The organism is Arthrobacter sp. D5-1, assembly GCF_017357425.1.
Lineage (GTDB): Bacteria > Actinomycetota > Actinomycetes > Actinomycetales > Micrococcaceae > Arthrobacter.
The window spans coordinates 2,131,985-2,154,611 of record NZ_CP014571.1 but is presented as its reverse complement, the minus strand read 5'-3'; the positions used below and the strand labels follow the sequence as shown (position 1 = coordinate 2,154,611).

Sequence of the window (22,627 nt, the reverse complement as noted above, 5' to 3'; positions counted from 1 at the left end):
ACCAGCCGTGGCAGGCCAGGACCTCCATCCCGTTCCATCCGATCGTAACGCCGTTGTACCCGGTGCAGTAGTAGTCATACTGCCCAGTGGACATCGGAGCTGGATCAACCGCCTCGGCGGTGATTTTCAAGGACTCGGCCCGACGCAAGTCACCGCGTTCCTCCAAACGGTCCTTGAGGACGACTTGCGTCAAAGCTGCTCGCGGGCCTTCGAGTAAGGCGGCCAGCCCGGCGGTGTCGCCTGCGAAAGCACTCTCGATGGCAGACTCTATCTGAGCTCTCGAAGCCTCATCCTGCGTCGCTGCTGTCTCCCTCTGAACCTGCTGTACACCCGTCGCTGCGTTCGCTCCGCCCGCGCCGCCAAAAAGCAGTGCAGTGCTGGTTGCGAGAACGAGGACAAATCTACCGATACTTCCTGACATGTTGGTCCCTCCCCCTTGAGATGGCAATAGATCATGTTCAGTACGCCCCAACCGTATGCACAGCGACCGATCTAATTACAAGATTTGACCAAACTACACGAAACTGTTATTTAATTTGACAAGAGTTTTTTCATCCGCTTCGGTCCTCAGATCAATTCGCGACCGGCGAACTTCCGGCTAATGAGCTAGTCACCAAGTCGCCGACGCGGCTATGGGGAACCCGGTCGCAGCCCTGGAGCATAGACGGCGCTCGTCCAACGCCGGGTCATCCCATGCCTGGCTGGTCCGGACATCCTTGGCTTCTCCGCGGCACGAGCCGGGCGTCACCCGCACAGAAGGAGGAGGCGCGCCGCGGGCGATATCTACACTGCGAAAGTGAAAGCCGATAACGGCGCCTATGACATGCGCCGAACGAACGGCCGACTCCATTCGCGCTGTGGATGCGTTCGCCGGGACTTGGCCGCTGTGCGTTACACAGGCAAAGCCTCTGCCTCCGGTGTGCTGAGGCGGAATTCTTCGGCGGTGGGTTGTTCGGTGAATTCCACGAGTTCGACGTGGTGTTCTTTCAGCACTTCCAGTACCTGGTGCGGGGTGACCCGGAAGAATTCGCGACGGAGGTTGACCTTGTTGACGCGCTGCTCAGCGAACGTCCGGTGCAGCATTGCCTCGGTGGCGAGGGCATCGTCGGAGTAAAAAAGCGCATGTACGTCGAAGCGGAACGGTACGGACGCATCTCCGAGTTCGTTGACCCGGTCCATGGGCTCCAACCGGCGGGTCATGCCGATCTTGACCATGTTTTCCCCGAAAGCGCCGATGTTGGAGATGACGTACACGTAGCCGGCGCGAATGTTCGCAGCGCGCCGTTCCACGTCGGCGAGGGCGAGTTCGTCTTCAGCGATTTTGGCGCGCATTCGTTCTGCGCCTTCGAGGTCGCCGTTGGCTATGAGTGCGTCCAGGGTTGCCTGGTGCATGGCCCGTTCCTTGGCGAGCTTTTGCCGGGCGGCGGCGAGTTCCGCTTCGGCTTTCTTCTGCTCGCGCAGATCTTCGCGTCGGGCGCGCTCCAGTTCCTTCTCCGCGGCAAGAGCTTGGAGGTGTTCCGCGGCGAGCACCATTTCCTGGATGCGCAGGTGGTGGTAGGTCTCGTCGACTCGTAGGTCAATCATGGTGCCTTGGCGTTCGATCTGTTCTTTCGCCTTGGTCAGGCGCGCCGTCGCGGTTGCCAAGTTTCCAGCTTTGACCGTTTTCACGCAGTTCTCGGCTTCGGCGTTATAGGCACGCAGCATGATGGTCGACATCTGGTTCACGAACTTCATGCCCTGCTTCGCGGAGTTGTTGAACGTGAAGTTCGACGTCGCGTGGATGGCCTGCTTTGCCCGGGCCATCTCCTTGTATTGGGCACGGACGGAATCCAGCCGGGCAGACAGGTGAGCGGAGTGTTCTGCTGGGTGGTCGAAGTCAAAGACTCCGACTTCCTGCAGCGCGGCCGAGGCGCGAGCGGTCACCAACTGGCCTTCGGCTTCGGCAAGTTCAGAACGCAGGGAGTGCAGTTGAGACTGAAGCCGTTGGTTCTCAGATGCCCATTCCCTGCGTTCGTTCTCAGCAGTGCGGCGAAGCTCATCCCGGCTGGCTTCTATCTGGTCGAACTCGAGCAGGCCACGCTCATCCAGGATCCTTTGCAGCCGCTCGACATCGGCGAGGGCGGTCTCGGCTGTCTTCTTGGCACCGAAGAATCCGACCTTGCGCGTGCCTCCAACGCGTCCCTGATTCAGTTCCTGCGGTTCCTGAGAATGTTGACGCGCCGGGGCCGGCTCCCGGGGAGCAGTCGGTAAATCCGCCAGCTGTGCGGGCTGGACAGGTTGGACGTGATCGGTCCAGCGCATGCCGTCCCAGTAGCGGACAAGTGCAGAGTTTTGAGGGTCGGTGTACCAGCCGGCGGGAACGCTCACAAAGGGACCTATCGTCGTCGAAACATAAACTGCTGGGTTCATCACCCAGCTGTTCAGATCAACATGCCTAGCTCCCCCAGCATGATCTTGCCCTACCCGTGCCGGAAAGCTGAAGAAGTCTCCAAAACATTTCGTGCCGCAATTCAAAATGCACGAACATTTCTGGCGGGGTCAAGGGAACGCGGGCATTTGACTCTTCCGCGGGAACTCATATTTTCCCAACAGCATGACGGTTCGACACCGCTGAACCGGCTCAACTGCCCACGGCGTCAAAGTTGCGGGCCCTGAACAAGTCTCACACCCGACCACTTTTCCTTGCTGGACCACCCGCTCTCTCCAACCGACCGACTCACCTCATCCATAAATTCCAAGGCGCTGACGCGCCGACCCGGCCCGGAACTTCGCTCGGCGCTCTTACGTCGCTCCCATCCTGACGAACTTTCCGGCGCTCCCGGTCCCCCAGGTTGCACTACAGCCCCTACCCCAGCGCCCAGGTCCCCTAACAGAAGGACACCCAACCCCAACAAACCACATGCACACCGAATTAGGGCAAGGAACAGGACCATGAACGCGCTGACCATCAAAAACCCGGCAGATTTACTCAGCTTCATCGGACACACCCTCGGCTTCTGGCCACAGGTGAGCCTCGTCTGCATCACCCTCGGCAACAGCAAAGTAGGTGCAACGCTCCCCATCGACCTCTCCCGCCAGCCATGCCACGAAGTCCTCTTCGCCCGGACCGTCGCCAGCGACCTCACAAATGACTCCAAAGCCACAAGCATTGTCTTCGCCCGGTATACCAGTGCCGCTTCCGAACCTGGCCAGTCGAACGCCCACACCGCGACCATCGCAGCGCTCACCGGAGTCGTCGCAGAAACCGGCGTCACCATCCGCAACGGAATCTTCGTCGGTAGCGACACGGCCGCCCCCCCCTATGACACCGGAGCGGGCCAAGACAGAACCCTGCCCCTCAGCACCACCGAGTACAGCCAAGTCAACGCCGAATTCATCTACCGCGGCAGCACCATCGCCCCCCCACTGACCAAATCACCCTGCCACCACGAACGCACCAGGCTGTGGAAGCGACCGTCATCGAAAACCACATGATCGCCATCAAGTCATTAAACCCCGAGAAAGCCGTCCGGCAGGCACACGAACTTTGGACCACAATGCCCGACAGCCGCGATTACCTCACAGAAGAGAAAACCACTGCCCTGATGGCCAACTTCCAGTTCCCGCACATCCGCGACCAGCTCATCCTTTGAACTCCCAAGCGCTGGACGTGTCCAGAGCGGCGATCTATTCGAGCACTGGGACAGTACCGTGGCCGTAGGTATCCAGAAAGCTGCGTTATTCAGCTACAGTTCACCTTCATCTCTCGCAGCAAGACTCTGGCGCTCCCTGTCCCCTAGTCGTCTCGAGAGGCCGTGTCAGCAAGGCTTCCCACCAGGTCCGGGATAAGGCAGCTAGGCGACATCCCTATCAGGACATGGAACCAGGTCGCTCAACAGCAGTTGGACGCGCTGGTCGCAGCCAACTTTCCGCAGCCCCCATGACCCTGCTCATAAGAGCCCAATAGGCCACGCCGACGGCCAGGGATGCCCACACCGCCAGACCCTTATCAATCTGAATGACCATTGGGTATACGAGCCAATGGGTGACGTATATATACAGGGAAGCACTGGCCAGTAGGGCGACGAACCTGTGCATGCCGCGCGGGAGGGGCATGGTGTTAATCCAGAGGAGAACGAGGAAGCCCGCGAGAATCGTGGCGCTGCGGTAGGTGTCTTCGAAGGATCCCGGGATCGTGCATAGGGCAACGGCGGTGAGAAGAATGCGCTGCCGGAGCGTGTGGGACACGGCGGCAGCCCAGCCGAAGGCGAAGAGCCACAGAACAGGCCCCTGGCCGGGATAGGGCAGCTCAACGACGTCGAACCGTTGCAGGAGATCCAAGCCCGCCAACGCGAGCGGGAAGGCCCAAGGCCATCTACGCATGGCCCGATCGACGGCCGGGATAGCCAGAAGCAGCGCAAGTCCGAGAAGGATGTGAACCAGCACCTCGACGAACCAGAAGCGGGACATGTCTGTCCACCCTTGCGGGCCGACGAGTGAGTTCAGAAGAAGAACGTTGTGCCAGCCGTAGTCATCAGTGACAGCGAACGCGACTGCTATCACCGCCACGCTGGGAACCACGATCCGGGCAATGGCCCGCAAGTGCCGTCGGAAACGGGAACGCCGATTTCCCTCAAGCTGGAAACGGGCAAAGTTGTAGCCGGCGAGGGCCATCAGTACGTGAGCTGTTCCTTCCCAGGAGAACAGGCCGATGTGCGTGGAAACGATGAAGACGATGGCCACTGCCCGCAGGACGACGCTTGTCTCCATCGGTGCAAGCAACCGCTTTTGCCATGTGCGTACCCGCCCATGGATCGGTTTGGCGGTATGCCCGGCGCGCTCGGCCTGTTTCAGTCCGGGGGTGAGCTCGCGGATGGGCATCAGATGCCATCCCCGCGGAAGGTAACCGAGTTCCTGCTCCAGGCGAACTGAGGCCGCGACGTACGAGAGTGAGTCTCCGCCGAGCGACACGAAGGTGTCCGTGTCCGTGACGTTGGCCGTTTCGAGTACTTCGGCGAAGATCGTCCGCACGTCCGTGCCGGCGTGAGGCGGAGGTGGCTCGTTGGCTGGCATCTCCGGTCGGGACGCCATAGCGATGATGGCAGGGTAGTCAGGCTTTCCGTTCGCCAGCCGGGGTATCTCGGGGACGGGATGGAGGTCGACGGCGGCGCGCGGCAGCCCAAGGTCATGGGCGACGGTCTTTGCTATCAGGGCGAGATCGTGATCCCCTTCAACTGCGGCAACGAGCTGGCCGTCTGTGCCTGCTACGGCCGCGCAAACCCCCAACCCGCTCAGAATGCGCTCGACGTGGCCCAAGTCCACCCGAAGACCGACCACTTTGATGAAACGGCTTCGTCTGCCCACGATCTCGTAGAGCCCGTTGGGGGTGCGCTTGGCCAGGTCCCCCGTTCGGAGTTCAGCTACGGTCCGTCCCAAGGCCAGGTCCTGAGGACTTTCGGCGTAGCCGAGCATGACGTTTGGTCCGGCGTAAATCAGCTCAGACTCTTCGAGTCCGGGAACATGTTCAAGCCGGAATGTTCCACCGGGCACCGGAACTCCGATGGCCTGTGGATGTTCAGCGGCGAGGTCCGGTGGCAGGTAGGCCATTCTGGCGGTGGCTTCGGTCTGTCCGTACATGACAACGAGGTCCCAGCCCCGTCGTGCACCAAGCCCAGCGTAGTCTCGAACATTGTCCGGGCTCAGGCGACCACCGGCCTGGGTCACATAACGGAGCGAGGGCAGGTCCATGTCCGCGAAGCCCACACGTTTAAGCAGCTCAAAGGTGTAGGGCACGGCGGCAAACGATGTAGCCCCTTCGGCGTGGAAAAGATTCCAGAAGCACGGGTCCACCACGGACAAGTCGGTCACCACCAGCGATGCGCCCCGGAGGAGGTGGCTGTTGATCACCGACAGGCCGTAGCAGTAAGACATCGGCAGCGTGGTGGCTGCCCGGTCGTGTGGACCTATGCCCAGATACTCGGCAATGGACTCGGCGTTGGACTGCAGGTTTTCCAATGAAAGCCTGACCAGCTTGGGTGAGCCTGTGGAGCCGGAGGTGCTGAGGAGTAGTGCCAGCTCAGGGTGGAGTTCATGCCGGGTCCCGGGCCGGCGTTCCTCCAGCACAGGTTCGCCGGCCCCTGAACGCATGATGACGTCCGGGTCATACGCGGCCACGAGCGATTCGAGCGCAGCGGGCTTGTCCGCGGGCAGGAGGATGATCGCGTGGTTTCCGGTCAGCGCGGCCAGGTAGGCAACCAGTGAGTCCACGTCATTCGAGGCGGTCAGTGCAACAAGCCGACGGACAGGGCCGAGCCGGGCTGCGGTCGTAGCTACCAGATCTGCAAGCTCTGCGTACGAGATGGTGCGCGAGCCACCGCGAATGGCCGGGCTATCTCCGAAACGGGCAAGCTGCGCGGCAAAGGGAACGGGTGCAAGGTCGAGCGTTGTTGTTGTCATTGAATCTCCTGGGGAAAGGCCACTCCCTCGCCGACAACGCGAAGGCACAGTTCCGTCCCGGGCTTGGTAATCGAAGCGTTCCAGTGCCGGATGGTGATCACCTCACCGCCGCCGGGGTAGCGGTGGCCATTACCAGAGACTCCGCCGTCGGCAGCGCTATAGGCCGCGAGCTTGATGCGGACAGTGGTCTCGGGTCCGAAGTAATCCGTGTCCACAACGACTCCGCGGATGGGTCCGTCGGGGGCGATGCGGATCTGTTCCGGCCGCAGCATCAGCTGCACCCGTCCCTGTGCAGGGGGACGGCGCACCGGAATCCCGCCGAGTGAACACGTGGCCAGTGATCCCTCCAACCATGCGTCCAGAATGACGGCGTCACCGAGGAACTCGGCAGTGGCGCGGTCCGCCGGGCGGGTGTACACCACAAAGGGATTGCCGATCTGCGCCAGTTTTCCACCCCGCATGATTGCTACCTGGTCCGCAAACGACAATGCTTCGGCCTGATCATGGGTCACGAGGATGGTGGTCACGCCTGCGGCGCTCAGCACCTCAGCCACCGAACGCCGCGTTGCGACTCGAAGGCCCGCGTCAAGGGCCGAGAACGGCTCATCCAACAACATGAGCTTCGGTTCCCGCGCTAGAGCGCGCGCCAGCGCAACCCGTTGCTGCTGGCCGCCGGAAAGCTGGTGCGGGCGCCGCTTCGCCATGGAACCTTCCAACGACACCATCTCGAGCAGTTCCTGAACGCGGGCACCCACCGCCCGCCGACCGCCGTCGAGCTTTCCGGAATCCAGCCCGAAGGCGATGTTCTGCCCCACCGAAAGGTGCGGAAACAGGGCACCGTCCTGGGCAACATAGCCCACCTGCCGCTTGTGCGCCGGAACCCGGACTCCGTTGCCGGCAACGGTGGAACCATTGAGGCTGATGGTCCCGGTGTCAGGATGTTCGAAGCCTGCAATAAGCCGTAACAGCGTGGTCTTACCCGAGCCGGAAGGTCCAACGATGGCGGTGGTTCCCCCCAATGCGACGGACAGGTTGACGCCCTTCAACACCGACTGGGAACCGAAGTTCTTAGTGACATCGGAGATGTCCAAGTGCGTGTTCGTGGTGGGAGCCACTGTGGGCGCAACCCGTGGGGCGGGCAGCCTGGGTGGAGATTGTTCGGTCACTGTCCGGCAACTTTCTTGGACTGATGGAAGAGCAGGTAGGTCATGGGGGCCGAGAGCAGGATCATCAACAGCGCATAAGGTGCTGCGCCGGCATAGTCGATCTCGCTGCTCTTGCTCCAAAATTCGGTGGCCAGGGTCCGGGTCCCGTTCGGCGAGAGCAGAAGCGTCGCCGTCAACTCGTTGACAATGGCAAGGAACACCAACGCCGCACCGCCGGCAGCCGCAGGGGCTGTGAGCCGCAAAGTGACCCTGAAAAATGACGCCATCGGAGCCTTGCCCAGAGATTGCGCGGCCTCATCCAACTCCTTGGGTGCCTGGGCAAGGCCCGCCCGAAGGTTCACCAGTGCCCGGGGAAGGAACAGCAGCACGTACGCCGCAACCAGGACCCCTGCTGACTGATAGATGCCCGGCAGAACCCTGATGCTGACGGTGACGAACGCCAAGCCCACAACAATGCCCGGCAGCGAGCTCGTTACATAGTTGGACAGCTCCAGGACCTTGCTGAACCAGCTGGGCCGCCTGACCGCAAGGTATGCCATGGGGAACGCCACCACGGTGGTGGCCACCGCGCCGGCAGCCCCATACAGAAGGGTTTGCAGCAATGCCGGGGCGAACTCGCCGACCACCCACACCTCCGGGCCACCCGCAGCGATCCAGCGCAGGACCATCCAGACCGGCACGCCGAAAGCCAGGATCGTGACAGCAAGCATGGCCAACTGGGCTGGGGCCTGGAACCTACCCAGCTCCAGCCTTGTTGCCTTCGCCTGTGCGCCCGAACCGATCCTTGCGTAACGGGCCGTACCGCGGCTCTTCACCTCGGCCAGGAGCAGGACCAAGCACAGGAAAACAAGGACGCTGGCCAGCATGTTTCCGGCGGTGCCGTTGAACGTCGACTGGAACTGAACCATGATCGCCGTCGTGAAGGTATCAAAGCGGATCATCGCGAAGGCTCCATACTCCGCGAGGAGATGCAACGCCACCAGCAGGGCGCCACCGGTCATGGCAATGCGGAGCTGCGGCATAACCACCCTGAGGAACACTGCCCAAGGACCCAGGCCCAACGAAGCCGCGGACTGCTCAATAGCGGGGTCCAGCCTGCTTAGCGTTGCCGCGGCTGGAATGTACACCAAAGGGAAGTAGGACAGCGTGGCGATCAGCACGCCAGACCATATGCCCTCCAGCGACGGTATCGCGGACACCCACGCATAGCTGTTCACGAACGCCGGAACTGCCAGTGGCGCAGCCAGCGCAACAGCCCACCATGTGCGGCCACGCAAGGTAGTGCGCTCCACCAGCCAAGCCCCACCAACACCGAGCACAAGGCATAGCGGAACGGTCAGTACGGTTAGCAGAATCGTGTTTAGGAGAAGCTCGCCAACGCGCGGACGGACTATGAGTTCGACGGCGGTGTCCCACCCGGTCGCGACGGTCATGTAGACCACGTAGCCGAGCGGGATCAGCGAAAAGAAGGCGATCAGGACCGCCAGGACCGATACGGCGGAAACGCCGAAAGGCGGGCGAAGGCGCTTGCCCTTGCCCGCCATCGGCGTGTTTCCCGGACCTGGCCGGCCGGAAACCGTAAACTTGGTTGTCACCGAATTACAGCAGTCCCGCCTGGGTCATCAGGTCCGTGACCTTGGAGGAGTTCAGCTTTGCCGGATCAACCACGGGAGCCTGCAGTTCCTTGATGGGAACCAGCTTCTCGTTTGCCTCAACCTGCGAGGCGATGGCGTATTCGAAGGACGTGCCGGTCTTCAGGATCTCCTGGCCCTTCTTGCCCGTGATGAACTTCAGGAAAGCCTGGGCGTCGGCTGCCTTTTTGGAGGACTTCAGCACGCCACCTCCGGACACAGATACGAAGGCACCCGGATCCTGGTTCTTGAAGTAGTACGGCGTGACGTTCTTGGAGTTCTCGCCGGTCTTGGCCTGGTCGCCGTAGTAGTAGTAGTGGTAGATCAACGCGGCATCAACTTCGCCGGCGTTAACAGCCTTCATGGCCGTGCCGTTGCCCTTGTAGGCCTTGAAGTTGTCCTTCATGCCTTTAAGCCATGCCTCAGTGGCGGCTTCGCCCTTCAGTTCCAACAGCGCGGAGACTATGGCCTGGAAGTCGGCGCCGGTGGGCGACGCTGCCCACTTGCCCTTCCACTCCGGGTTGGCCAAATCCAGCATGGACTTGGGTAGCTTGTCTTCGCTGATCTTGTTTTTGTCGTACACCAACACGGTGGAGCGGGCTGCGATACCGGTCCATTTGCCGGTGGAAGGACGGAACTCTGCGGGCACCTGGTCAATGGTGGTCTTGTCTACGTCGGCGAAGAGGCCGGCGTTTTCAACCTGAGCCATGGCCGGGGAATTCTCCGTCAGGAAGACGTCAGCAGGCGAGGCTGCGCCCTCCTGAATGATCTGGTTGGACATTTCAGTGTCCGACCCCTGGCGCAAGGTGACCTTGATTCCCGTCTCCTTGGTAAAGGCGGCGATCCATTCTTTGGTCAGGCTTTCGTGCTGGGCGTTGTACACCGTGATGCCATCGGCGGCAGCAGGTTCGGACGACGCGGGGGCAGTCGAAGCATTGGAGCCGCAGGCTGCGAGGCCGAGGGTGGCGGTGGCAACGAGTGCAATTTTGGCCAGCGCAATATTGGGAATTTTCATGGGGATACTTTCTGCAAACTGTCGGAGAGAGATCGGGGACCCTCCCAGGAAGTTTAGGTTAGCCATGCCTAAGCGTCCAAGGCTCCGAACTGCTGGGCACGAATGTTACGGCGCTCCTACCATTGTGAGGTCATGGCCACGTTGGAACCCTCAGACCCCGCATGCCGCGGCACAGCAACAGTCACCTTCCCCCGCTTAGGTCCTGCGGATGACCGTCGAGGCTCTACCGACTGCATGCTGAGCTCATGGAAAAACCATCACATTGCGACGTGCAGGATGGGCTTCCGGGAGCAGCCGACCTTGACCAGTTTGTCCTGAAGGCCAAGCTGCCGAGCTGTGCCTGACCTTGGGTTCGTTGTCGTCGCAATGATTATCGATGCTGTCGCATCTACATTCGACGTAGAAAACAGCCTGGCGTTTACCGGTGGTCAGCGCTTCTTGAACGCGTCCTTCACCTTCTCGACAGCCTGTCTGAGGTCCGCCCTGAGCTGGTCCCTTTTTCCTTCGGCCCTGAGGCGGTCGTCACCGTTTGCCCTGCCGGTGGCTTCTTTGACCTTACCGGCAAGCTTTCTCCCCGCATTCCCGACTTTGTCGCCGAGACCCATAGTATTCCTCCTCTGAGGCGAACCGGCAGCTACCGATGGGATCATCGTTTACGCTATCCAGCGGCATCTGCGGCGGCCAGACTTCAAGTGAGAGGTTGGGAAATCACACCCTTGGCTCTCCGAGACCGCGCACTGGAATTGGACGAACCTAAAAGGCGACGCGTCCTTACTGATCACCTTCAGGCAAAGGAGCGCTCTCACTGACGTCATGACGTGAGGTCATGACCCCTCCATGAATAGCCAGAAGCAACAACGCTGTTTGTCATTCTGATATCCCGACCATCGCTGGACGGGCCGCCGCGCAGCCAAGGCGCTGACATGCCAGCGCCGGTCTGGAAAGTTCGCTCGGCGCTCCTACGCCACTTGTCCCCTTCCGAACTTTCCGGATCGGCCCGGTCCCCCGATTTGCACTCCAGCCCTCTACCGGCGCACGGGTCCCTATCAGAACGGCCCACAAGACCACAGAATCAGCACACGGGCAAAGGATAAGGACAATGGATGCGCTCACCATCAAGGACCCGGCAGATCTACTGAGCTTCATCGGGCACACCCTGGGGTTCTGGCCCCAAGAGAGTCTGGTCTGCATCGCCCTGGACAAAGGCAAGGTCGGAGCCACCCTCCGCATCGACCTCCCCCGTCAACCCGGCACGGAACTCCCCTACGCCCGCACCGTCAGCAGCTACCTCACCAGTGACACCAGCGCGACAAGCATCGTCTTCGCCCTCTACACCTCAGCCCACTTTGAACCCGGCCAGCCCAAACCACATGCAGCGACCATTGCCGCGCTCACCGGAGTCCTCGCCGAGAACGGCATCACCATACGCGACGGAATCTTCGTCAGCGACGAAACCTACTCCCCCTAGGACAGCGAGCCCGGACAAGACATCAGCCTGCCCATCAGCACCACCGAATACAGCCGCGTCAACGCCGAATTCATCTACCGCGGCAGCACCATAGAACCCACCAACCGGATCGTCCTTCCAGCACCGACCCACGAAGCAGACCACGCGATCGCCGTCGAAAACTGCATGAGCATCATCCGAGCCCAGACACCTCAAGAAGCTGCGCAACAAGCGAGCGGCCTCTGGACAACCATGCTGGAGTCAAGCGACTTCCCCACCGACGAAGCCTGCATCACCCTCATCGCAAACTTCCAATTCCCCCACATCCGAGACCGGCTCATGGCCGACATCCCCGGCATCAACGAACCACCCCAACACATCCTCTTCGCCCAAACCCAAACCGCGCCCAGGTGGTCACGGATCGAATGGGCACAACAACTCCTCCTACACTCCTACACCAGAACCAGCCCGCAACACGCAGCCCCTATCCTCACCACCATCGGCTACATCAACTGGTGGGAAGGCCGAGGATCCAAAGCACACCAATATATGCAGCTCGCCCTCGACACAGACCCCGGATACCGCTTCGCCAGTCTCACCGACCACATGCTCGGAGCCGGAATCATCGCAGGCTGGAACACCAACAAAAACACCGCCTACAAGACCCGACTCGACATGGCATAAACCACTTTTTCCAAGACTGAGCAGGTTGACCGAATCTCCGTCATCGGCGGCTAAATTCCAGGAGCAAAAGTAGCTTCGAGACCTCCCGTTCATGGAGAAACCCGGCTGATTCGCTTCGAATGTCTCATCCCTACCAGGACAGCCGGTTCCTTCGAAAACTATGCTAGGTCGACACCGCATCCACTCTTGCCCGGCACCACGCCGCAGTAGTGACGACACGACACTAGATCAGAACCGAGGCGAGTCGGCGACTGCGCCACACGATTGAGTCAGCCGAACATCGAGCGTTCTCCTTACGTGCTGTTGCGTTCCAGTCGATTCAGCCCGTAACCATAGGCGTACAAAGGATCCCGGGTACCACCCGGTTCATCGCTGTGGGCCTCAAGGACGGCTTGAGTTGATCGTGGCAATTCAAAGGGAAGCCGGCCTTCGGGATTTGCCTTGCCTGTCAGCACCCGCACGAGGGCCTGATCGGAGACTCCGAACGTGGCCAAGAGAGCCGTACAGTGCGGTTCCAGCGGCGTGAGTATCGCCGGACGGTCGAGGTTGATCGCAAGGACCACGGGTGCTTTCGAAGCGAGTTCTTCAATACGTGCCACGGTAGTGGCATCGAACTCCAGGCTCCCGGCATGGAACATCGCTTCAAGGAACAGATCATTGCGTGGCTCGTAAGGGGCATCGAGACGGACAATCGCGACGTCGGCATCGTCCGGAGTAGGTGCGATGACAGCACAATCAGCGAAGGCATCGGGCGGCATCCCCTCCAGGTACACACGAGTCGAGGAGCTCAACGGCAAGACACCCGATACAGTTTTGAGAGCCACCACGGACCGACTCTGTGCTTTGAGGCCCTCCTCACGGAATTCTGCGTTGCCCACGACGGCTACAGCTTCTTCCTCATCCACGTAGCGGTTCTCAAAGAGCCCGAGCTCGAATTTGACCTTCAGCAACCGCCGCACTGATTCGTCGATGCGCTGTACCCGGATGCGGCCCGACTTCACCAGGGCCACGAGGATTTCGGGGCAGGCTTCTCCACCGAACTGGTCGCAGCCCGCTTCAATGGCCTTGATTATGCGGTCATCAACGGAGAGGTGCTCAACGCCCCAGGCCCTGGCGGGCAGATTCATGCCGAACACGTCCGAGTCGTGCAGGAGCCCCCAGTCAGTGCACACCACACCGTCGTAGCCGAGTTCCTCGCGCAGCAGTCCGGTGATCATTTGTCGGTTAAACCCGAACCCTACTTCCTCGATGGCCTCACCGTTGCGGCGTAGTTCCGCGGGCATTCCGTAGTAGGGCATGATGGCGCTGGTGCCGGCGCCGATGGCGTGACGGAATGGCAGCAGGTGGTCCTCGAACCTGCCACCCGGATAGACCTGTTCACGCCCATACGGGAAGTGCGGGTCTTCCCCGTCTTTTTGGGGCCCGCCTCCAGGGAAGTGTTTGGTCATGCACGCAACACTCTGATCGCCTACGGAACCGCCCTGAAACCCCTCAAGGTAGGCCGCGGCCAGCTGGCCCGTGAGCTCGGGGTCTTGGCCGAAGCCGCTGTATTGCCTGGCCCACCTTGGTTCGGTGGCGAGGTCCACGGTGGGGTGCAGGGCTGCCCGAAGTCCAACGGCGAGGTATTCCTGGCGTGCCGTGTCAGCGAAGCGCCGAACAGTTTCGGGATCCCGGAGTGCGGCCATGCCTATGGGCTCGGGCCATGCGGAGAAGAAGCCGGCTGCGAAGGACGCGCCCTGGTTCTCGGCGAAGGCATGCCGGGGATCCGTCGAGACTGTAATGGGAATACCCAGTCTCGTCCGGGATGCCAGCTCCTGAATGGCGTTATGCCACCGGGCCGCCGTCCGCGCATCCGGCAGTTGGTGGACGTTGAAGTGGCTCATGAATCCGTCGGCAATCAGACCTTGGGTTCCTGCGTCCACGGATGCTCCGCCGAAAGTGATGGCATGGAACATTTGCCCGGCTTTTTCTTCCAGGGTCATGCTTCCGAGGAGGTCTTCTACCCGCTCGCTCACGGGGAGGGTTGCGTCCTGGTAGGGGGCATGGGTGGCCCTCGCGCTCATTTGCCTTCTCCTGTCAGGACCAGCCCAGAGGTACGGAACGTATGCGTGCCAGAGCCTACTTCTTGCCGAGGCATCGACGGCACGTCAATTTCGGCAGATACGCCATCGGGCACCGTAACGCTGAACTCGTAGCCTCCCCCTTCTTGGAGATGCCACTCGCTGGCCACGGTTCCGTGCGGCGTGACCAGGCTGGTATTGGCCCATTGGATTCCGTGGCCGGGCTTGGGTGCATAAAGAACCCTGGCGTATCCGGGCTCAAGTGGCCGTATACCGCCGACCACCTTGTGCAGCCAATCGGCAACTGCACCCAGGGCATAGTGGTTGAAGCTGGTCATCTCGCCCTGGTTGATGGTTCCGTCGGGCAGCATCGAGTCCCAGCGTTCCCAGACGGTGGTGGCCCCCATGGTCACCGGGTAGAGCCACGAGGGACACTGTTCCTCCAAGAGAAGCCTGTAGGCATCGTCAACGTGTCCCGATTCGGACAGAGCCCACGTTATAAAGGGTGTGCCGGCGAAACCGGTGGACACCCGATACCCGTTGCGGGAGACAAGTTCAGCGAGGCGGTTCCCTGCGAACGTTCGTTCCCCGTCGCCGTCGAGCACGTCAAAAGCAACGGCGAGGGCGTAAACGGTGGTGCAGTCGCTGAGAATGATGCCGTCCGGGCCAACGTAGTGGCTGTTGAAGGCGGAACGTACACGTTCGGCGAGGTCACTGAACTCCTCCGCGTCGTCAGCGTGGCCGAGGATCGCGGCGGTTTCCGACATGAGTCTGGCGGTGCGGTAGAGGCAGGCCGTGGCTACGACGCCGTTATCCGCTTTGGAGTTCCACGGCTGGTCGGGTGCGGCGTCGGGATCCAGCCAGTCGCCGAACTGGAAACCCCGGTCCCATAGGCCAGTCTCGGAGAGCAACCCCTCAACCCGTCGGGTGTGGGCAGTCATCGAGTCGTATTGCCGGCGCAGAACATCCTGGTCTCCATAGGCATCCCACAGCGCCCAGGGAACCCAGACGGCGGCTTCACTCCAGAGCGCGGTGGACTCGGGGGCCGGAAATTCCTTGGGGTGTTCCTCATATTTGAGGATGTCCGGCACGGTAAACGGGACCATCCCGTCGGCGGCTCCCTGCTCGGCGGCAAGGTCCTGGAGCCAGTCCTGCAGGAAGTCCTTGACGTCGTACAGGTAGGCAGCGGTGGGCGCGAACACGGCGATGTCACCAGTCCAGCCGAGCCGCTCGTTTCGTTGAGGGCAGTCCGTGGGCAGGTCCAGGAAGTTACCCTTCAGCCCCCAGACAATGTTCCTGTGCAGCTGGTTCACCAGTGGATTGGAGCATTCGAACGTGCCGGTCCGCTCAAGCGCGGAATGTACGACGACGGCTTCCACGGAATCCGCTGTCAGCTCACCCGGCCAGCCAGTCACCTCGGCATAGCGGAAGCCATGGAACGTGAACGTCGGCTCAAAGAAGTCCGGCCCACCGGAAAGAATGAGGCTGTCCGTGGCTTGCGCCGTGCGCAGCGGACGGACGCCAAGTTCACCGTCCTCGAGTACTTCGGCGTGGCGGACGGTAATGGTGTCACCGCGTTGGCCCTGAACCGTAAACCGGAGCCATCCAACCAGGTTCTGTCCAAAGTCCAGGAGTGTTTTGCCGCTGGGGGACGTGAAGATATCCACGGGCCTGAGGACTTCGTTCCGGACCACAGGCGGGCTGATCGGCTCGGCCAGGCGAGCGGTGTCAAACTCTAGGGCGTGGACGCCGCCCCAAGATCTCGTGTCGGAACCGGGCTTGGTCCAGTTGTCCGCGGTGAGCCTGGCGTCAATGGTTTGTCCGTTGTAGAGGTCATTGGCGAGGATGGCCGAGGGGCCGGACTGCCAGGACGAATCACTGCTGAGTGTCTGGACGAAGCCGTCCGCATATTCGATGTCCAGCTGGCCGAAGAAGCCAAGTTCCGAGCCGTAGAACTCAGAATTGCCGTTCCAGGACAAGTTGCCCCGGTACCAGCCGTTGCCAAGGGCAGCGCCGATGACATTGACGGGTTCCAGCAAGTGTGTGATGTCGTAACTGCGGTAGCGGAGCCGCCACTCGTAGGCACTCCAACCTGGGCTCAAGACATCCTCGCCCACCAGACGTCCGTTGATGGAGGCCTCGTAAACACCGAAGGACGTAGCGCGAAGGATCGCTTTGACGGGTGAGCCGTGGCTGTCTGCCAGGGCGAATTCCTTCCGCAGCAGGGGCGCTCCATTGAAGTCCTCGTTGGGCGCAATCATCGTCGCGGACCACGGGAGTAGTGCTGTCATGAGCTTCTTTCTCTAATGCATGAGGAGTAGGTGGCCGGCAAAACCGGCGGGAGACGACGTCAGTCCCCGAGCCCGCGGCCGTCAGGGGTAACTGACCGCGAAAGCCGGTCAAGGTAGTTGAAGACCATGCTGTGCAACGATGTATTCGCTTTATCGAAAGCCCACTGGATGGTGAAGCCATCCACGACTGCCAGGACTTCAGCGGCAACCTGACGCACGTCCGTGCCTTCGCGAAGGGCTCCAGCAGCGATCATCGGCGTAAGAATCCCGGACGCTGCTTCGATGATGCTTTTGTATCGCCGCTGGAAGTACTCGTGGGCGGGATGTTCCTCGTTGGACGCTTCTGCTGCCAGCACGGTGAACATTTGGGTCAGTCCTGGCTGGGTTTCGTTGAACGCTGCCTGGGCGGCCACCTGCCCGAAGTACTTGACGGGATCGTTCTGGAAGTCCTCGGCAAAGAAAGCGGCGATTGCACGCTGGTCACGCAGTTCCAGAACAGCTGCGAGGAGCTCTTCCTTGCTGGCAAAGTGGTGCATCAGGCCGGCTTTAGTCAACCCCACGTCGGCTGCGATCTTTGGCATTGAGGAGTTGAAGTAACCCCATTGCGCAAAGTGCTCGATTGCCGTTTCCAGGATGGCTTGGCGCCTGGCATCGGCTGCCTTGTACGGACCAGTCCGACGCACGCGCTTGGGGCGTTCAATGTCTGCTGTGGTTACCTCGGTTTGCATCGTCATAACTTAGCCGCTTAGCCTGCCACGTTCTGGCGCGCGTCCTGGGTAACCGTCACGCCGCCGTCGCCCTTGAGGAAGGTGCGCATCCGGAAGATCCAGAAGATGCCGATCAGGTACGCCGCGCCGGAGGTGATGATCAGGAAGACAAAGAGCAGCGTGGGACCTGCCGAGATGATCAGTGGAGTCACCAGGGCTGCCCCGGCCGCAACGAGGCGGGCGAAGGCGATGGTGATGCCTTGCGCCGTGCTTCGGTGGCTGGTGGGGAAAAGCTCTTGTGACCAGATCTTGTACATTGGTTCGCCGGCGATGGCACCGCCAAGTGCACCCAGCACGCCCATAATCACCAGTGTCACGGCGGTGACGCCGAAGACGAGCGGGACTGCAAGACCGGCGACGGCGACGACGGCGGCGATGGTAAACGAACGGTGTCGCTTGGAGGTGTCAACGATTTTCATCATGATGAACAGGCCTGCCACGCTGAGGAGCAGAATGCCCAGTCCCAGCATCGAGGCCGTGGCGACGTCGGTGCCAGCTACATTTACGAAGAGGTACGTGGAGAACTGTCCGTTGGTGTTGGCGGCGATGTTGACCAAGGCATAGAAGAGGCCAGTGGCTGCCAGGGGTGCCAGGAGCTTGGGCGCGAAGAGCGCACGCAAGGATCGCAGATCCACGCGTTCCTCATCGACTGCGTCATTGGCTACAGGACGATTGTGCGCTTCGGTCCAGAGGTGCGATTCCTTAATGCCCCACCGCAGCGCAACTGCAAGCAATGCAACCACCGCCAAATGGCCGTAGATGATTTGAGCACCGAGAACTCCTGCGTTGCCGAAGAAGATGCTGATGACAATGACGCCCAGGATGCCCGCCATCCATAGCACATGTGTGAAGGTCACCATCTTTCCGCGCTTATCCTCGGGTGCCGACTCGGCGATCATCGCCATGGAGACGGGGAGGTCCGCTCCGGCCGCAAAGCCGAGCACGGCCAGGCCTACGTAGAGGACTGCAACGCTCGGGAAAAGCATGAGAGCCAATGCAGCCACAATGAAAATGCTGAGGGTGGCGAGGAAAACGCGACGACGGCCCAACCTGTCACCTAGCCGGCCGCCAATGAGCGCGCCGCCGGCGATCATTACTGTCAGGAGCGCTGACATTTGGCCAATCTGCCCGGGCGTCAAACCAAGCGGACCTTGAAGAATCACCAGAGCGGTGCCTGTGCCTGCGATGGCTCCGGCGTCAACGTAGGAGGCAAGGCCGGAAGCAAAAGCAACCCGCCACCCGTGGCGGGTCGCGGCCCGTTGGTCAAGAGCATTCATGGGACTCTCCTTTGAATCACAAAGTTTCTGGGAGCAGGAGCCTTTTGAATCGTTTCGATCCTGCTTTCAAAGAAGCCTAGCAAGTTAAAAACCGACCCACAAGAGGGTATTTAGCAGTAGCGCGCAAACACTGCATGTTTTCTTTGTGAAATCGACAGCCTCAGGAGTGGCCTCCATTCCCGCAGCGATCGACGTCGGCACTCAAGAGAGTGCCGACGTCGAATTCGTTTCGGGCTACTTTTAGCCCACACTCACCGTCTCGCTACCCCGCTCCCCTACCGGCTTCCGGGAGGCAAGCGACCAGATCGCCGCCATCGACAAGGCCGATACCACTAACGGGATGCCGAAGAGAATGAAGACGTTCTCTGCCTTCCACCCGCCGGCCAGCAGATAGCCCACAAGGATGGGCGAAACGATCGAGACGAGTCGTCCGATGCCCACCATCCAACCGATGCCCGTTCCGCGCAAGGCGGCCGGGAACAGGGTGGGTGTGGTGGCGTAGAACCCCGCAACGTTGGCAGAAGTGACCACACCGAGAACTGCGCCGATCACGATGGCCAGTGATGTTTGGTTGAACGTCGTCCCAAAAAGTGCGTAGATCAGGGCAGAGACCAGTAGGGATCCCAGCAGCAAGTGCCGGCTGCGCAGGAAAACGGCCAGGATGCTGAAGATGAAGCAACCGATGATGCCACCGAAGTTGACCACAAGCCCCATGGTCACGCCCAGGCTGTCGTCGCCCGATGAAGTGGCAATGAGCTTGGGTGTCCACGTACTGGCGAAGTAGTAAGCGGCGATCATCAAGCCGTAGCCAGTCCACAGCAGGAGTGATTGGATGGCCATTCGTCCGGCGAACAGGTCCCTGATTCCGCGCTGCACTTGCTGCCCCTGAGATAGGTCAGGGAGTTCGGCCAGGGCCGGCCTCCGCATTTGCAGGAGAAGGGCATTTATCCGGGCCAGGGCATTGGGCGGACGCTTGCTGACTAAGTACTCCAGCGATTCGGGGAGGAATCGCCACGTCACCGCAAGCATGATGATGCTGGCCGCAGCCCCGACGGCGAACACAGAGCGCCAGCCAAAGTGTGGAATCAACGGCCCCGCAATGAAGCCACCGAGAGTCGCGCCGATGGCGAACCCTGAGGTGAACAACCCGAAAATGCTCCCGCGGCGTTTATCCGACGAGTACTCCGAGACGAACACGTTCAAGTTGGCGATCATGCCGCCAATGCCCAGGCCGGCCAGCACCCGGTAGGCCATGAGCTGGATGACGTCGCCGGCAAAGACCGAGAGGACCATGCCCGTGCTCACGAGGATCAGTGCCACCAGCATCATTCGGCGTCGGCCGATCTTGTCTGAAAATGGCGTGAGAATCAGCGAGCCCGCTGCCATCCCTACGAGACCGGAGCTGAGGAGGAAACCCAACGTGACGGGGTCCAGGCTCCACGCTTTGGACAGTGCGGGTGCGGCATAGGCGGCCACCGCAACGTCCATGCCGTCAATGAGCATCAGGGCGATGGCCACCGCAACGGCCCGGACTTGGAGCCTGCTCATCGGGGATGAGCGAAGGTCTTTGAGAATGTCCATGTTTACTTCCTTGTAAAGGTGGAACTTGTCTTGACGCGCACGGGCAAGGATTGCCATGCCCGCAGCGTGTTGTTGTGGTGCCGGCGTGTGGGGCCACAGATTTCGATGGATTCAATCCTTCGGGCGAGCACTTCGAGAAGGGTGGACGCTTCGAGCCGGGCAATGTGTTGGCCGACGCACTGGTGGATCCCGAAACCGAACCCCACATGCCCGGAGGGATCCCGGTTCAGGTCGAAGGTGTCCGGATTGTCCCAGCGCCGGGGATCCCGGTTGGCTGATCCCAGGAACATGAGAATCTTCCTGCCCTCGGGGATCAGCGTCCCGCCCACCTCGATGTCCCGTGTGGTAGTCCGGAAGAAGGTCTGGACGGGTGACTCGAAGCGGACGGCTTCGTCAAAGGCGGTACGTGAAAGTGCGGGGTTGTCGCGAAGACGGGCCCATTGGCCGGGGTTGGTCGCAAATGCGTAAAGTACAGCGGCCAGGCCGTTGACCGTGGTGTCCACGCCGGCAGTGAGCAGTGACCGGACAATCAGCGGAGCCTGCGCCTCGGTGATGTCTCCCCGATCCGCGGCGGCCCAGATTTGGGCACCGAATCCGTCCGTGGTCAGCACCTCCCGAGCACATTGAGAGGCGATCGAGGCGGACAGTTCCGGCACCCGCGCCGCACCCTTTGCCACGAGCTCGTTGGGCGGGCCAAAGGCATTGAATGCGTGGTCCCCGTACGGGAGCAGGTTCTCCCGGCCGGCTTGGGGTATGCCCACAGCATCTGGAAAGACACGAAGCGGGAAAGCCGCGGCCAGGTCCGCGACGGCGTCGAACTCCGGGCCACGGGATAGGACTTGGTCCACCAGTTCTTCCGCGTCGGCTGTCCAGGATTCCGCCAGTTTGCGGATCTCCCGGGGTCCGAGAATCTTGGTCAGCAGAGCACGTGGCGCGTCATGGTGGGGAGGGTCGGCTTCGAGGAGAAGGCTCGGTGGTCGCCATGGCATTTCCTTCCGGAAGTTGCTGAGGCCAACACCTGCGGCGGACTGGAATGTTTGCCAGTCGGTCAGCGCGGCCTGTACTTCCCCGTACCGGCCCATGGCGTAGACGTCGTACTTGTTGAGGTAAACGACGGGGCCTGCAGCCCGGAGTTCGGACTGGAACGGGAGTGGATCTTCCAGGACATCTCGGCTGAACGGATCGACGTCAGTGCAAGGGGTTTTGGGGTCGCTGATAATGGTTGTCATGGGTGGGTCCTTCCTGAGATGTGCCGGGGCTAAACGTCAAGAACGAGGCGGTCCCCGCAGGAGCGTGAGACGCAAGGAAACATGCAGTTTCCCGCTGCCCGATCCGCGTCGCTAAGAATGGAGTCGCGGTGGTCTGGTTGGCCGCCAAGGACTGTCACTTCACAGGTTCCGCACGTGCCTTCCCTGCACGAGGTCAACATCCGCACGCCGGCTCTCTGGATCGCTTCGAGGACGCTTACCTCCGGTTGAACGGTGACGGTGAGCCCTGCGCGGGCCAGTTCGACGTCGAAAGAAGCGTCTCTGATGGGGGCGCCGTGCGACTTCGCGGCGAAGTGTTCAAGGCGCAGGAGGCCGGGCTGCCAGTCAGCGCAGTGGCGTTCAACGGCGGCAAGGAGCCTCTGCGGACCGCAGACGTACACCTTCGTGTCGACTGAAGCTGGTCCGATGAGGTCCGATGCGCTGCGGGGTCCTGCTTGGTCCTTGGGCACGATCATGACGCGATCACCATAGGCTGCGAGCTCGTCCAGGAATGCCATAGTGCGCCGTGACCGTCCAAAGTACAGCAGCTTCCAGTCCGCTCCCATCATGTGGGCGGACTGGATCATGGGCAGCATGGGTGTGATCCCGATGCCTCCGGCGATGAATAGGTACTTTTCGGATGGTACGAGGCGGAAATTGTTACGGGGCCCGCCAACAGCGAGGGTCGTGCCCTCGGTGAGCCCGTGATGGATGAACTCGGATCCGCCGCGACCGTCCCTCTCATGGAGGACGGCAATGCGGTAGTTGTGAGCATCCCATCGGTCTCCGCAAAGGGAGTACTGACGATTAATGCCGGACGGCAGTACTACGTCAATGTGCGATCCCGGCGTCCAGTCGGGCAATCTGCGCCCTGCCGGGTGAGCCAGGTTCAGGGACACAACTCCATCCGCGAGATGCGTCTTCGCGGTCACTACCAACTTGGTCTCAGAGGCATATGATTGGAAATTCTCTTCGGTGAACATTCGGCTCCTTTGCTCGCGTTGTTCTCCGTAAAGACTCGCTTTC

17 protein-coding genes are annotated in these 22,627 nt (G+C 61.2%); 4 read left to right on the top strand and 13 right to left on the bottom strand.

Annotated elements, in window-relative coordinates; genetic code table 11:
- Positions 1–891: 891 nt before the first annotated feature.
- A complete protein-coding gene (locus tag AYX22_RS09815) occupies positions 892–2,367 on the bottom strand; it encodes a DUF4041 domain-containing protein (protein ID WP_207597238.1) in 1,476 nt (491 codons plus the stop codon).
- A gap of 564 nt (positions 2,368–2,931) precedes the next feature.
- Between AYX22_RS09815 and AYX22_RS09810 the strand changes: the two genes are divergently transcribed.
- Both AYX22_RS09810 and AYX22_RS09805 read left to right on the top strand, forming a co-directional pair.
- Entirely contained in the window at positions 2,932–3,474 is a 543-nt protein-coding gene (locus AYX22_RS09810) for a DUF4192 family protein (RefSeq protein ID WP_207597237.1), read from the top strand.
- A complete protein-coding gene (locus AYX22_RS09805) occupies positions 3,444–3,632 on the top strand; it encodes a hypothetical protein (RefSeq protein WP_207597236.1) in 189 nt (62 codons plus the stop codon). Before AYX22_RS09810 ends, AYX22_RS09805 begins: the two co-directional genes overlap by 31 nt.
- Before the next feature lie 217 nt (positions 3,633–3,849).
- Here the strand turns inward: AYX22_RS09805 and AYX22_RS09800 are convergent, their stop codons facing one another.
- From AYX22_RS09800 to AYX22_RS09780, 5 genes are all read right to left on the bottom strand, one after another.
- Positions 3,850–6,435, bottom strand: coding sequence for an AMP-binding protein (locus AYX22_RS09800; RefSeq protein ID WP_207597235.1), 2,586 nt, complete (start codon positions 6,433–6,435; stop codon positions 3,850–3,852).
- A complete protein-coding gene (locus AYX22_RS09795) occupies positions 6,432–7,601 on the bottom strand; it encodes an ABC transporter ATP-binding protein (RefSeq protein ID WP_207597234.1) in 1,170 nt (389 codons plus the stop codon). Before AYX22_RS09795 ends, AYX22_RS09800 begins: the two co-directional genes overlap by 4 nt.
- The gene (locus tag AYX22_RS09790; protein WP_207597539.1) at positions 7,598–9,145 is read right to left on the bottom strand and encodes an iron ABC transporter permease; all 1,548 of its coding nucleotides are present in this window, start codon (positions 9,143–9,145) and stop codon (positions 7,598–7,600) included. The genes AYX22_RS09795 and AYX22_RS09790 overlap by 4 nt, the downstream gene beginning before the upstream one ends.
- 55 nt (positions 9,146–9,200) lie before the next feature.
- Positions 9,201–10,247 (bottom strand): iron ABC transporter substrate-binding protein, encoded by a 1,047-nt coding sequence (locus tag AYX22_RS09785; RefSeq protein ID WP_207597233.1) that lies wholly within the window; start codon positions 10,245–10,247, stop codon positions 9,201–9,203.
- A gap of 428 nt (positions 10,248–10,675) precedes the next feature.
- Entirely contained in the window at positions 10,676–10,852 is a 177-nt protein-coding gene (locus AYX22_RS09780) for a CsbD family protein (protein WP_207597232.1), read from the bottom strand.
- A gap of 494 nt (positions 10,853–11,346) precedes the next feature.
- On the opposite strand from AYX22_RS09780, the gene AYX22_RS24030 reads away from it, so the two are divergent.
- Both AYX22_RS24030 and AYX22_RS24025 read left to right on the top strand, forming a co-directional pair.
- On the top strand, positions 11,347–11,715 hold the full coding sequence (locus tag AYX22_RS24030; RefSeq protein WP_242703580.1) for a DUF4192 family protein: 369 nt from the start codon (positions 11,347–11,349) through the stop codon (positions 11,713–11,715).
- A 165-nt stretch (positions 11,716–11,880) separates the two neighbouring features.
- Entirely contained in the window at positions 11,881–12,378 is a 498-nt protein-coding gene (locus AYX22_RS24025; RefSeq protein ID WP_242703579.1) for a DUF4192 family protein, read from the top strand.
- 293 nt (positions 12,379–12,671) lie between these two features.
- On the opposite strand, the gene AYX22_RS09770 is transcribed toward AYX22_RS24025, so the two are convergent.
- The 7 genes from AYX22_RS09770 to AYX22_RS09740 all read right to left on the bottom strand — a co-directional run bounded on the left by AYX22_RS09770 (position 12,672) and on the right by AYX22_RS09740 (position 22,584).
- Positions 12,672–14,441, bottom strand: coding sequence for a glycoside hydrolase family 3 N-terminal domain-containing protein (locus AYX22_RS09770; RefSeq protein WP_207597231.1), 1,770 nt, complete (start codon positions 14,439–14,441; stop codon positions 12,672–12,674).
- Positions 14,438–16,729 (bottom strand): alpha-L-rhamnosidase, encoded by a 2,292-nt coding sequence (locus tag AYX22_RS09765; RefSeq protein ID WP_207597230.1) that lies wholly within the window; start codon positions 16,727–16,729, stop codon positions 14,438–14,440. Before AYX22_RS09765 ends, AYX22_RS09770 begins: the two co-directional genes overlap by 4 nt.
- 59 nt (positions 16,730–16,788) lie before the next feature.
- Positions 16,789–17,457 carry a TetR/AcrR family transcriptional regulator gene (locus AYX22_RS09760; RefSeq protein ID WP_207597229.1) on the bottom strand — a complete coding sequence of 223 codons (669 nt, stop codon included), beginning with the start codon at positions 17,455–17,457 and terminating at the stop codon, positions 16,789–16,791.
- A gap of 17 nt (positions 17,458–17,474) precedes the next feature.
- Positions 17,475–18,773: an MFS transporter gene (locus AYX22_RS09755; protein WP_207597228.1), complete on the bottom strand. Its 1,299-nt coding sequence runs from the start codon at positions 18,771–18,773 to the stop codon at positions 17,475–17,477.
- 240 nt (positions 18,774–19,013) lie between these two features.
- Positions 19,014–20,354, bottom strand: a complete 1,341-nt coding sequence (locus AYX22_RS09750) for an MFS transporter (protein ID WP_207597227.1) — start codon at positions 20,352–20,354, stop codon at positions 19,014–19,016.
- A 2-nt stretch (positions 20,355–20,356) separates the two neighbouring features.
- Positions 20,357–21,583, bottom strand: a complete 1,227-nt coding sequence (locus AYX22_RS09745) for a cytochrome P450 (RefSeq protein WP_207597226.1) — start codon at positions 21,581–21,583, stop codon at positions 20,357–20,359.
- Positions 21,584–21,612: 29 nt separating this feature from the next.
- On the bottom strand, positions 21,613–22,584 hold the full coding sequence (locus tag AYX22_RS09740; protein WP_207597225.1) for a PDR/VanB family oxidoreductase: 972 nt from the start codon (positions 22,582–22,584) through the stop codon (positions 21,613–21,615).
- Positions 22,585–22,627: the final 43 nt, after the last annotated feature.